Source organism: Azohydromonas australica DSM 1124, from assembly GCF_000430725.1.
Taxonomy (GTDB): Bacteria; Pseudomonadota; Gammaproteobacteria; order Burkholderiales; family Burkholderiaceae_C; genus Azohydromonas; species Azohydromonas australica.
In genome coordinates this window covers 352,435-364,066 of the sequence record NZ_KE387204.1, presented here as the reverse complement: position 1 = coordinate 364,066, position 11,632 = coordinate 352,435, and the positions used below count along the sequence as shown (strand labels likewise).

The 11,632-nt window shown below is 70.8% G+C and carries 14 protein-coding genes; 7 read left to right on the top strand and 7 right to left on the bottom strand.

Going from position 1 to position 11,632, the window contains the following annotated elements; translation table 11 throughout:
* Positions 1-65 precede the first annotated feature (65 nt).
* The 5 genes from H537_RS45070 to H537_RS0123530 all read left to right on the top strand — a co-directional run bounded on the left by H537_RS45070 (position 66) and on the right by H537_RS0123530 (position 5,935).
* Positions 66-671: a biliverdin-producing heme oxygenase gene (locus H537_RS45070; RefSeq protein WP_051243149.1), complete on the top strand. Its 606-nt coding sequence runs from the start codon at positions 66-68 to the stop codon at positions 669-671.
* Positions 671-1,129 (top strand): response regulator, encoded by a 459-nt coding sequence (locus tag H537_RS0123545; protein ID WP_028999809.1) that lies wholly within the window; start codon positions 671-673, stop codon positions 1,127-1,129. Before H537_RS45070 ends, H537_RS0123545 begins: the two co-directional genes overlap by 1 nt.
* A gap of 200 nt (positions 1,130-1,329) precedes the next feature.
* Positions 1,330-3,525, top strand: coding sequence for an ATP-binding protein (locus tag H537_RS0123540; RefSeq protein WP_028999808.1), 2,196 nt, complete (start codon positions 1,330-1,332; stop codon positions 3,523-3,525).
* The gene (locus H537_RS0123535) at positions 3,525-3,983 is read left to right on the top strand and encodes a response regulator (protein ID WP_028999807.1); all 459 of its coding nucleotides are present in this window, start codon (positions 3,525-3,527) and stop codon (positions 3,981-3,983) included. Before H537_RS0123540 ends, H537_RS0123535 begins: the two co-directional genes overlap by 1 nt.
* A 17-nt stretch (positions 3,984-4,000) precedes the next feature.
* On the top strand, positions 4,001-5,935 hold the full coding sequence (locus H537_RS0123530) for a hybrid sensor histidine kinase/response regulator (RefSeq protein ID WP_043459683.1): 1,935 nt from the start codon (positions 4,001-4,003) through the stop codon (positions 5,933-5,935).
* Positions 5,936-5,970: 35 nt separating this feature from the next.
* Here the strand turns inward: H537_RS0123530 and H537_RS0123525 are convergent, their stop codons facing one another.
* From H537_RS0123525 to H537_RS0123500, 5 genes are all read right to left on the bottom strand, one after another.
* Positions 5,971-6,168, bottom strand: coding sequence for a YqaE/Pmp3 family membrane protein (locus H537_RS0123525; protein ID WP_028999805.1), 198 nt, complete (start codon positions 6,166-6,168; stop codon positions 5,971-5,973).
* A gap of 90 nt (positions 6,169-6,258) precedes the next feature.
* Complete coding sequence (locus H537_RS0123520) at positions 6,259-6,657, bottom strand: GFA family protein (RefSeq protein WP_028999804.1); 399 nt, start codon at positions 6,655-6,657, stop codon at positions 6,259-6,261.
* A 427-nt stretch (positions 6,658-7,084) separates the two neighbouring features.
* Positions 7,085-7,480: a carboxymuconolactone decarboxylase family protein gene (locus H537_RS0123510; RefSeq protein WP_028999803.1), complete on the bottom strand. Its 396-nt coding sequence runs from the start codon at positions 7,478-7,480 to the stop codon at positions 7,085-7,087.
* An 80-nt stretch (positions 7,481-7,560) separates the two neighbouring features.
* Positions 7,561-8,253 (bottom strand): type IV pili methyl-accepting chemotaxis transducer N-terminal domain-containing protein, encoded by a 693-nt coding sequence (locus tag H537_RS0123505; protein WP_051243148.1) that lies wholly within the window; start codon positions 8,251-8,253, stop codon positions 7,561-7,563.
* A 122-nt stretch (positions 8,254-8,375) separates the two neighbouring features.
* Positions 8,376-8,777, bottom strand: a complete 402-nt coding sequence (locus H537_RS0123500; RefSeq protein ID WP_028999801.1) for a hypothetical protein — start codon at positions 8,775-8,777, stop codon at positions 8,376-8,378.
* 365 nt (positions 8,778-9,142) lie between these two features.
* Between H537_RS0123500 and H537_RS53325 the strand changes: the two genes are divergently transcribed.
* Together H537_RS53325 and H537_RS0123495 are read left to right on the top strand one after the other, a co-directional pair.
* Positions 9,143-9,361 carry a hypothetical protein gene (locus tag H537_RS53325; RefSeq protein ID WP_156901897.1) on the top strand — a complete coding sequence of 73 codons (219 nt, stop codon included), beginning with the start codon at positions 9,143-9,145 and terminating at the stop codon, positions 9,359-9,361.
* 117 nt (positions 9,362-9,478) lie between these two features.
* A complete protein-coding gene (locus H537_RS0123495) occupies positions 9,479-9,664 on the top strand; it encodes a CsbD family protein (RefSeq protein WP_028999800.1) in 186 nt (61 codons plus the stop codon).
* 233 nt (positions 9,665-9,897) lie between these two features.
* On the opposite strand, the gene H537_RS45065 is transcribed toward H537_RS0123495, so the two are convergent.
* Both H537_RS45065 and H537_RS0123485 read right to left on the bottom strand, forming a co-directional pair.
* Positions 9,898-10,698 (bottom strand): metal ABC transporter permease, encoded by an 801-nt coding sequence (locus H537_RS45065; protein ID WP_043459680.1) that lies wholly within the window; start codon positions 10,696-10,698, stop codon positions 9,898-9,900.
* Complete coding sequence (locus H537_RS0123485; protein WP_028999799.1) at positions 10,695-11,615, bottom strand: metal ABC transporter substrate-binding protein; 921 nt, start codon at positions 11,613-11,615, stop codon at positions 10,695-10,697. The genes H537_RS45065 and H537_RS0123485 overlap by 4 nt, the downstream gene beginning before the upstream one ends.
* Between the last annotated feature and the right edge of the window lie 17 nt (positions 11,616-11,632).

Genomic DNA, 11,632 nt, shown 5'->3' with positions numbered 1-11,632 from the left:
TGTCAACCCGGCCCGGCCCGCAGCTGGGTGAAAATGGCTCTTAATTTCACCACTTGAAAACAGGGATGAGCGACGAGAGCACCACCGTGCTCGGCGCGCTGCGACAGGCCTGTGCCGAACGGCACCAGGCCATCGAGGCGTTGCTGAAGCTCGACCAAGCGCTGGACCGCGAGCACTACGCGCACGTGCTCACCGGCTTCGGCGCCTTCGTGCCGTGCTGGGAGGCGCGGCTGCGCCCGCGGCTGCCGTGGCGGCTGCAGGGCTGGTTCGACGACCGCTCGCGGCTGCCGCTGCTGCAGCGCGACCTCGCGGCGCTGGGCCTGGCGCCGGCCGTGGTGGCCGACCCCGTGGCCGAGCTGGACCTGCCCGACCGGGCCTCGCTGTTCGGCTCGATGTACGTGCTCGAAGGCTCGGCGCTGGGCGGCAAGCTCATCGCCCGCCAGGTGCACGCGCAATGGGGCATGGGCCCGGACAACGGCGCGGCCTACTTCCACGGCTGGGGACCGCACACCGGCGCGCTGTGGGCCGATTTCCGCGAGCGCCTGGCGCACGAGGTCGGCACCTCGGAGCAGGAGCGCCAGAGCGCCTGCGCCGCAGCCGTCGCCACCTTCGACGCGCTGCTGGGCTGTTTCCGCCAGGTGCTGGACGCGCCGTCGCCTGAGGAGGCCTGATGCTCAAGCCGATCCTGCTGGTCGAGGACGACGCGCGCGACCTGGAACTCACGCTGCTGGCGCTGGAGCGCACGCAGCTCGCCAACGAGGTGGTCGTCGTGCGCGACGGCGCCCAGGCGCTGGAATACCTGCAGCGCGAGGGCGAATGGGCCGGGCGTCCGGAGGGCAACCCGGCGGTGATCCTGCTGGACCTGAAGCTGCCCAAGCTCAACGGCCTGGAGGTGCTGCAGGCCGTGCGCGCCTCGGAGACGCTGCGCAGCATCCCGGTGGTGATGCTGACCTCCTCTCAGGAGGAGGCAGACGTGACGCGCAGCTACGCGCTGGGCGTGAACGCCTACGTGGTCAAGCCGGTGGAGTTCAAGCAGTTCATCGGCGCCATCGCCGAGCTGGGCATGTTCTGGGCGGTGATCAACGAACCGCCGCCGGGCTCGGTGCGCTCGCAGCGCCAGGCCAGCTGAGCCTGGCGCCAGATCCCGGCCCGCGGGCCGCGGCCGCGGCACCGGTACGCCGCTTGCTGAGCCCCGCCGATGCGCCGGCGAAAACCTGTTCCATACGCCGGCATGGCCGTGCTGCGCATGAATGAATGACACGAACCGATCACGCACAGGGATGAATGAAACAGGAGCGCCGGGCCGGCGCGCCGCTCGGGGGATGACGCATGGACCCGCTGCCGTTTGAGCTGGCCGAGTGCGCCAACGAGCCCATCCGCGTGCCCGGCGGCATCCAGCCGCACGGGCGCCTGGTCGCGCTTGCCGCCGACGACGGGCGCCTGGTGGCGTTCAGCGAGAACTGGCCCGCGGCGCCGTCGCTGGACGCGTGGTCGGGCTGGCTGCCGGCGCGGCTGGCCGCGCTGCGCCCCGGCGAGGCGCCCGCGCCGCTGGGCACCGTGGCGCTGGAAGGCCGGCGCTGGGACCTCACCGGCCACCGCGTGGACGCGCTGGCGCTGCTGGAGTTCGAGCCTGCGGCCGAGCCGCTGGGGCTGCAGGCGCCGGTGTACGACCTGGCGCGGCGATTCCTGCCGCGGCTCCAGGAGGCGCCGTCCGTCCCCGCGCTGCTGGCGCTGGCCACCGAGGAGCTGAAGCGGCTCACCGGCTTCGGGCGCTGCCTGGCCTACCGCTTCGACGACGAGGGGCACGGCGAGGTGCTGGCCGAGTCGCTGGACGCGGGCTACGACGCCTACCTCGCGCACCGCTTCCCGGCCTCGGACATCCCGCCGCAGGCCCGGCAGCTGTACCTGCTCAACCAGATCCGCCTGATCCCGGACGCCAACTACCGGCCCGTGCCGCTGCGCTGCGTGGACGCGCGCTGGCGGCCCACGGACATCGACCTGTCCTGGGCGGCGCTGCGCAGCGTCTCGCCACTGCACCTGGAGTACATGCGCAACATGGGCACGCTGGCGTCGATGTCGGTGTCCATCGTCGTGCGCGGGCGGCTGTGGGGGCTGATCTCCTGCCACGACCATGCGCCGCGGCCCGTGTCGTTCGAGACGCGCGTGGCCTGCGAGCACCTGGCGCGGCTGGTGTCGCTGCAGATCGAGGCGCGCGAGGACAACGCCGAGGTAGCCACGCGGCTGGAGCTGCGCCAGATCACGCTGGAGATCGTGTCGCACCTGGCCGAGAGCGACGCCACGCTGCGCCGGATCGCCGAGGAGCCGGTGCTGCTGCGCCTGGCGCGCGCTGCCGGCGCGGCGGTGGTGCTGGACGCCGAGTGCTGGACCCTGGGCGCGTGCCCGCCGGCGCCGCGCATCCAGGAACTGACCAAGCGCATCGCGCTGCACGGGCGTGAGCTGTTCCACACCGACCGGCTGTCGGAGCTGCTGCCGGAGATGGCCAGCGGCGACACCGCCTCCGGCGAGGGCGGGCATGCCGCCGCCGGGGTGCTGGCGATCTCCATCTCGCAGGTGCACCGGCACTGGATCCTGTGGTTCCGGCCCGAGGTGGTGCAGACGGTGCGGTGGGCGGGCAACCCGCGCAAGACGGTCTCGGCGGACGACGGGCGGCTGCATCCGCGGCGCAGCTTCGAGAGCTGGCAGGAGCAGCTGCGCGGGCGCTCGCTGCCCTGGACCGGCGGCGAGCTGGCCGCGGCGATGGAGCTGCGCCAGGCGCTCATCGGCATCGTGCTGCGCCGCGCCGAAGAGATGGCCGAGTTCGCCACCGAGCTGGGCCGCGTCAACAAGGAGCTCGAAGCCTTCTCCTACACCGTCTCGCACGACCTGCGCGCGCCCATGCGCCACATCGCCGGCTACGTGGACCTGGTGCTCGACAGCGACGACGCGCAGCTGGGCGAGCGCTCGCGGCGCTACCTCACCCACGTCAAGGAGGCCGCCACCTACGCCGGGCGGCTGGTGGACGCGCTGCTGGACTTCTCGCGCATGGGGCGCGCGGCGCTCAAGCGCAGCGAGATCGACACCAACCTGATGGTGGCCGAGCTCGTGCGCGAGCTCTCGCAGCCGGGCGAGCGGCCGGTGCGCTGGCAGGTGGCGCCGTCACTGCCTGCCCTCTGGGGCGACCCGCTGCTGATGCAGGTGGTGGTGCGCAACCTGCTGGGCAACGCGCTCAAGTACAGCCGCGGGCGCGACCCCGCGGTGATCGAGGTGCTGCCCCTGCGCCGGCCCGACGGCGCCGGGCTGGAGGTGCGCGACAACGGCGTGGGCTTCCAGATGAAGTACGTGGACAAGCTCTTCGGCGTGTTCCAGCGCCTGCACCCGGCCGAGGAGTTCGAGGGCACGGGCATCGGCCTGGCCAACGTGCGCCGCATCGTGGAGCGCCACGGCGGCAGCGTCTGGGCGCGGGGCGAGCCCGGGCACGGCGCGACCTTCGGTTTCTTCCTTCCTTCCCGAGCCCAGGAGCCTTGATGCTCAAGCCCATCCTTCTCGTCGAAGACGACCCCCGCGACCTGGAGCTCACGCTGGTGGCGCTGGAACGCAGCCAGCTCGCCAACGAGGTGGTCATCGTGCGCGACGGCGCCATGGCGTTGGAATACCTGCAGCGCGAGGGCGAATGGGCCACACGCCCCGCCGGCAACCCGGCCGTGATCCTGCTGGACCTCAAGCTGCCCAAGGTCAACGGGCTGGAGGTGCTGCAGGCCGTGCGCGCCTCGGAGACGCTGCGCAGCATCCCGGTGGTGATGCTGACCTCCTCGCAGGAGGAGTCGGACGTGGTGCGCAGCTACGCGCTGGGCGTGAACGCCTACGTGGTCAAGCCGGTGGAGTTCAAGCAGTTCATCAACGCCATTGCCGACCTGGGCATGTTCTGGGCCGTGCTCAACGAGCCGCCGCCGGGCTCGGTCAAGGCCACGCGGCCGCAGGAATGAGCGGGAGGAGCACGGGCATGAGCGAATTCCGCGACCAGCCGCTGAGGGTGCTGTTGCTGGAGGACTCGCGCTTCGACGCCGAGCTGATCCGCGAGGCGCTGCGCAGGCACTACCCGGGCGCGGCGATGCGCGTGGTGTGCGACGAGGACGGCTTCACCGAGCAGCTGCGCGGCGGCGATCTGGAGCTGATCCTCTCCGACTACGAGCTGCCGGGCTTCAGCGGCGCGCAGGCGCTGGAGCTGGCGCGCGCGCTGGCGCCGGGCGTGCCCTTCATCTTCGTCTCCGGCGTCATTGGCGAGGACAACGCGGTGGAGCTGCTCAAGCGCGGCGCCACCGACTACGTCAGCAAGAGCCGCCTGGAGCGGCTGCCGCTGGTGCTGGAGCGCGCGCTGCGCGAGGCGGCCGAGCGCGACGGGCGCGGGCGCGCCGAGCGCCAGCTGCGCGAGGCCGACGCGCTGTTCGCGCGCGTGGTGGACGCGCTGCACGACTACGCGGTGGTGGTGCTGGACACCGAGGGCCGCATCCGCAGCTGGAACCGCGGCGCGCAGGACGTGTTCGGCTTCGCGCGCGAGCAGGTGCTGGGCCACCGTGCCGACCTGCTCTACACGGCCGAGGACCGGCAGGCGCTGGTGTTCGAGTCGGGGCTGGAACAGGCGCTGCGCGAGGGCAAGGCCGCGGACGAACGCTGGATGCTGCGCATCGACGGCACCCGGCTGCGCGCGGAAGGGCTGACCACGCCGCTGTTCGACGACGCGGGGCGGCACAGCGGCTTCTGCAAGCTGGTGCACGACGTGACGCAGGCGCATGCGCACGCGGCGCGGCTGCGCGCGGCCAAGGAGGAGGCGGAGCAGGCCAACCGGGCCAAGGACCGCTTCCTGGCCATGCTCTCGCACGAGCTGCGCACGCCGCTGACGCCCATCGCCTCGGCGGTGTACCTGCTGGAGCAGGTGGCGCAGATTCCGGCGCAGTACCGCAAGCTGCTGCCGATGATCCGGCGCAACGTGGCGCTGGAGGCACGGCTGATCGAGGACCTGCTCGACCTCACCTCCATCACCGCCGGCAAGCTCACGCTGCACCTGCAGCCGGTGGACCTGCACCGGCTGGTGCACGCGGTGGCGGAGATGCTGGCCGACGACATCGGCGCCAAGCGGCTGCGGCTGACGCTGGCGCTGGAGGCGACGCACAGCACCGTGATGGCCGACGAGGCGCGCATGCAGCAGGTGCTGTGGAACGTGGTGCGCAACGCCATCAAGTTCACGCCCGAAGGCGGGGGCATCGTGCTGCGCACGTCGAGCGCGGACGGCGAGTTCAGCTTCACCTGCACCGACGACGGCATCGGCATCGCCGCGGAGGCGCTGCCGCAGCTGTTCACGGCCTTCCGCCAGGCCGACAGCGACGTGCCGCGGCGCTTCGGCGGGCTGGGGCTCGGGCTGGCCATCGCGCGCGGGCTGGTGGGCGAGCACGGCGGGCACATCGAGGCCGCCAGCGACGGCCTCGGCCTGGGCACCACGTTGACGATCCGCGTGCCGCTGTCGCAGCAGGCGCCGCAGCCCGTGGACGGCGCGGCGCTGCCGGCGCAGGACGAGGACTACGGCACGCGGCTGCTGCTGGTCGAGGACAACGAGGACGCGGCCGAGGCGATGCGACTGTCGCTGGAAGACCTGGGTTACCGCGTCACGCACGTGGGCACGCGCGCGGACGCACTGTCGGTGGCGCGCCGGGACCGCTTCGACGTGGTGCTGACCGACCTGGGCCTGCCCGACGGCAGCGGCATCGACGTGGGGCGCGAGCTGTGCGGCTCCTGCCCCGTGATCGCCCTCAGCGGCTACGGCACGCCCTCGGACGTGGAGCGCTCGACGCGCGCGGGCTTCTCAGGCCACGTGGTGAAGCCGGCGGACCCGAGCGCGGTGCATTCGCTGGTGCAGCGGGTGCTGGCGCAGCGGGCGGCGTGAGCGCGGTGTAAAGCCGCGGCGGCTCGGCAGCAGCGTCAGGTGCGCGGCTGCCGCATCGCCTGCTGGATCTTCTTGTCGGTCTTGTACTGGCTCAGCGCGTACACCGCCCAGATGGCGGCCGGCAGCCAGCCCAGGAGAGTGATCTGCAGGATCAGGCAGATGACGCCGGCGATCGGCCGGCCGATGGTGAAGAAGACGACGAAGGGCAGGAATATCGCGAGCAACAGGCGCATGAAAGGGCTCCAGGTCCGGGGCAGCGTCGGCTGCCCGGTCAGCAAGCGCCATACCGCCGCGCGCCGCGGGCAGTGGAAGCAGCCTGAAGCTCAGCCCGTGGACCGGGCCTGCTCGTAGGCCGGCAACCCGTCGTCGAGATGAACCCAGCGCAAGCGGCTACGGACCCAGGTGTGGTCCTCGGGCGGAAGCGACTCGGGGTCGTCCAGGGTGCAGGTGGTGACGTCGATCTCGCCGGGCGCGCGGCTGCTCTCGAAGGTCAGCGGGCTGCCGCACTGCGGGCAGAAGCTGCGCGTGCCGTGCTCGCTGGAATTGAAGCGCGCCGGCGTGCCCTGGACAAAGCGGAAGTCCGCGCGCGGCACGCTGAACCAGGCCACGAAGGGCGCGCCGCTGCTGCGCCTGCAGGTGGCGCAGTGGCAGTTGGTCAGGTGAAAGGGCGTACCGCCGGCTTCGTAGCGCAGCTGGCCGCAGAGACAGGCACCGGTGAGCATCGAGCGCTCCTTCTCGGGAGGGGTGGAAGGCGCATGGTGCCCGAGGTCCTGAAAGAGAACCGGCCCGCGCCCGGGCCGGTTCCACTGCACACCACACATCGCCGCTGTGAAGCGGCTGTGGTATTCACCAGTAATTCAGATGGTGCTTCATCGCCCATGCCAGCGCGAAATCCACCGCGGCGGGTTTCAGGTGCAAGCTTTCCATGGCCATCCACACCCAGAGCAGCGCAACGTTCATAGCGAGACCCCTTGCTGAATATAGGTCCAGGCCCGGTAGCGGCCTTGGACAGATACTAGCGTGCCCCCTCGAAACAACCCGCGCAAGCCGCGGTTATTTATGCTCCCAGGAGGAGACTCCTGGGGAAGAATCCGGAGCATCGGGACAAAACTCCTGGGCGGGATAACCCCAAAAAGAGGGGTTGGAAAATCAGTCGCCAGCCTCTACGCGCTCGTCGATTTCCTGGAATACCTCCTTGGCGACCAGCAGCGCGTTCACCGCGGCCGGGAACCCGGCATACACCGCCATCTGCATGATGACCTCGACGATGTCCTGCTTCGAGCAGCCCACGTTGAGCCCGCCCTGGATATGGGCGCGCAGTTCCTTGGGCGAATGGCCAAGCGTGACCAGCGAGGCGATGGTGGCGATCTGGCGCTCGCGTGGCGAGAGAATGCCGCGGGCGTAGATGTCGCCGTAGGGAAATTCGATGATGAAGCGCGCAAACTCCGGTGCAATATCGCCCAGCGCCTTCATCACGCCTTCGCCGATATGGCCGTGAATGCTGGAAAGCGTGGCCTGCCCACGCTGGAAGCGGTCTGAATCCATGTACTGAAATCCCGGAGTGGCAAAACCCGCCATCTTAAAAGCCGGGACTTGCCGGCCGTGGACGGCGCGGCCGGCCGGGCTCAGTGCGCCGAGCTGCGCAGCGCCTCGCGCGCGAGTTCGTCGATGCGGGCGGTGATGTTGGACAGCTCCTTGGTCACCACCGAGAACTCCCGGCCGGAGGACTGCGCGCGGGCCGCGGCAATCTGGGCGTTGAACAGCACGATGCGCGCCTCCTTGGCGATGGATTCGATCTCGCTGATCACGCCCACGAGCTGCTTCTTGGCCTGCTGCGCCTGCCGTCGCGCCAGGTCCTCGTACAGCTGCGTGATGCCGTTGAGCGTGCCCAGCAGCGGCGTGGCGCTCTCCACCAGCCGGTTGAGCAGCTCGGCCGAGCCGCGCACCTTGTTGCCGATGGTGTCCTGCGTCTGCCGCGCCAGCTCGATGAATTCCCTGATCGCCCGGTCGCCGCCGTCCGTCACATAAGCCTGCTGCAACTCGGGGCAGAAGATTCCCGGCATTTCGGAATTTCCCCGCATCAGGTCGGCATGGGCTTTCTCGAATATGGAAAGCGCTTCCCGTGAGACCTCCAGCGCACCGGCTTTTCCCTTGAGCGCCAGCACGGCGTAGAGCACGACGCGCTGGGAGGTGAAACGCCGGCGCCCGGAAAGGTTGATGAGTTTCCCGAATACCTCGCCGGTCAGGCTCGATTTGGGCGCGGCAACGGCATGCTGGCCGGCGCGTTGAATGGCAGGCGCCGCAGTAATGATCTGCATGAATCAACCCTCCTTTGGTCTCTACCGTTTCGCGCACCACGACAGGGCGCAAATTTCTCCTTGACGTGAAGCAAGCAGGATCCGTACCGGGGAAACCCCAGTCGTCCTTGCGAAGGGAAACTTCAGGCGGGATTCCAGCGCAGGGTGATGACAGTGGAGCGCTCCAGGGCGGCCCAGCGGTGGTGCAGCCCCGCGCCCCAGGCGGCGTAGTCGCCGGGACGCTGCAGCAGCACGCTGCGCGTGAGCGCGGCGGGGAAGTCGGGATCGGTGCTGAAGTCGATGCGGAAGCGGGAGCCGGCGCTTGTCAGGATTGACACCGTGCGCCCTTCGCTCAGTGGCTTGCCCAGGCCGCTCTCGTGGCCCGCAGGGTGGTCGAACCACTTGACGCACAGGCCTTGCACGGGCTGGTCCTGCGGCACGTGCAGCAGCTCGCCAGGACCGTGGCGCGACCAGTCGCTGAAGCCGATGAACCAGCCCGTGCCCTGGGTGTCGGCCTCAAACGCGTTGCCGGTGATGAGATCCATGGCGTCGGTGTCGTCGATGCAGTTTTGGCGCTGGCTTTCTGGCGCGGGCCACGCGCCTGGCCCGGCAAGGCGTTCAGGCTGAAGGGGTGGCGGCTGGACCGGAGAAGGGGCTGATGGCCGGACCGCAAACCGCGCCGTCAGCGCCAGCCCCGGGCTCCTGCCCCAGCAGCAGTTCCGGAAGGTTTGCGGCACCCCACTGGGGCGGGCGCGGAGCCGGCGGCACGGGCTCCCAGGAGAAGCGTTCTCCTGGCTGTGACAGCGGCAAAGGCGAGGGCGAATCGCTCGCGTCGGCTGCAACTTCCACGCCGAGCCAGTCGAGCACGCGCCTGTGCCAGGGAAGAGCAGACGGGGCGGATGGAGCGTCCATGAGCGCGGAGTTGCAATCGCCGTTCCAAAAATGGTGCGCTGCACAAGAAAAGTCCCGCGATCCGGGGAAATTCTGGGGCTGGGATTCCGGACTGGCCGGGCCGGGAGCCGCGCACGGGGGCCTCCTCGGTGAACTGGGCGCCAATGTCCGCGAGACCGGCTTCACGGCTTCCGCGTGTTTCCCCGGGGCCGAGCGGCAAAAACCCGCCTCAGCGTGAAAAAACTGCGGCCAGCGCCTACGGGAACACGGCATGCCCGCCTACAGCGCCGGCCCGGCTGCTGTTCCAGAGTGAAACGGCCGGCAGATGCCGGCAAGAACCCACAAGGAGCACGAGATGAACAAGGACCAAGTGAAGGGACGCGTCGACGACGCCAAGGGCCGCATCAAGGAGGCCGCCGGCGATCTCACCGGCAACCGCCAGATGCAGCAGGAAGGCCGCGTCGATCAGGTCGGCGGCACCGTGCGCAAGAACGTGGGCGACGCCAAGGAAGAGGTCAAGAAGGGCATCGACAAGCTCTGAGCCGCATGACGCCGTTCACGACCCCGGGGCTGCCGCACCGGTGCCCCCTGCCCGCGCTGTGGGCGCACATCGAGCCTCCCGAGCCGGTGATGCCGCCCTCGCCCGCACCGGCGCCGCTACCTCCGGGGCCGCCGCCCATCGGCGACCCGGTTCCCGGCCCCACGGATCCCACCCCGCCGGCTCCCCCGCCACCGGCGCCGATGTAGTCAGGCAACGCGTCGCGCCGGCGCGCCTCAGTGCGCGCCGTTCGCGGCGCCTTCGTCCGCCACCCGCAGGCCCAGGCCCCGCAGCAGCGCCGCGGCGGCCAGGGCGCACAGCGCCAGCGTCCACACGACCACCGCGCCGGTGGGCCAGTCCAGCAGCGCCGACAGCGCCAGCCCCAGCACGTAGCCCGCCACGCCCACGGCGTAGCCCGCCAGCAGCCGCGTGCGGCCGCGCAGCGCAGTGGTGGCCAGCGCCGGGACGATCAGGCTGGTGAACACCAGGTACACGCCCACCAGCTGCACCGAGGCCGTGACCGCCAACGCGAAGGCGGCGTAGAAGCCCAGCCGGCCCAGCCGCCGCGTCAAGCCCGAGGCCATGGCGCCCAGCAGCAGCAGCGTCAGCAGCGCCAGCCCCACGAGCTGCGGCGGCTGCACCCACAGGATCTGCCCGACCAGCAGGTCCTTCAGGTGCTCGCCGCCATGCGGGTTGTTGGCCAGCAGCAGCAGGCCGGCGCAGGCCGCCAGCACGAACAGCACGCCGATGAGCGCCTCCTGCTGGCGCGGCGCGCGCCGCTCGGTCCAGGTCAGCAGCAGCGCGCCCAGCAGTGCCGCGCCCACCGCCGCGGCCTGCACCGCCAGGCCGCCCTCGGGCAGTCCCAGCGTGTCGGCCGCGATCACGCCCAGGCCGGCGATCTGCGCGATGGCCAGGTCGATGAACACGATGCCGCGCTCCAGCACCTGCACGCCCAGCGGCACGTGCGTGGCCAGCACCAGCAGCCCGGCCAGCAGGGCCGGGACCAGGATGCCGGGGTCCAGCGCGTCCCAGTTCATTTCTTCTGCCCCGCCGCGGCCAGCAGCCGCATCAGCGTGTCGTCGTAGAGGCCGAACAGGTCCTTGGCCGCGTCGCTGCCGCCCACGGTGAAGGGCAGCTTCACGGACGGGATGCCGGCGTTGCCGCTGAGCCAGTCCGAGGGCTTCGGGTCCTGGTAGGCGGCGTGGATCACCATCCGGGCCGGCGTAGCCTTCAGCGTCGCCAGCACGCCCTGCAGCTGCGCCACCGAAGGCTCCACGCCCGGCTTGGGCTCCAGCACCGCCACTTCCTTCAGGCCGAGCCAGTCGTAGAGGTACGGAAAGCCCTTGTGCTGCGACGCCACCGGCAGGCCCCTGAGCGGCGCGGCCTGCGCGTTCCAGCGCGCCAGCGCCTGCTGCCAGCGCTGGCCGAAGTCGCGCTCGCGCTGCTGGTAGTCGGCGGCATGCGCGGCGTCGATCTGCTGCAGCCGAGCCGACAGCGCCGTGGCCACCAGCGCGATGTTGCGCGGGTCGGTCTGGATGTGCGGATTGCCCGCCGCGTGCACGTCGCCCTGGGAGCGGTCCAGCTGCGTGGGCACCTCCAGCTTGCGCACCACCGAGGCAGCCTCGAAGTAGCCGGGCCGCCCCGGCTGCACCTCGGCGTTGCCCGATTGCTGCAGCAGCACCGGCAGCCAGCCCACCTCCAGCTCCGCGCCGGTACAGAACACCAGGTCGGCGTTGCGCGCGCGGGCCACGAGGCTGGGCCGGGCCTGGATCTGGTGCGGGTCCTGGCGCGCGCTGGTGGCCACGGCCACGTCCACCTGCGCGCCGCCGATCTCCATCGCCAGCGCGCCCCACTCGGGCTCGCAGGCCAGCACCTTCACTTTCGCCTGGGCCGGCGCGCCCAGCAGGGCCAGGGGCAGCGCGGCCAGGGACAGGAAGAAATGACGTTTGTTCATGCGGAACACCTCGGGAT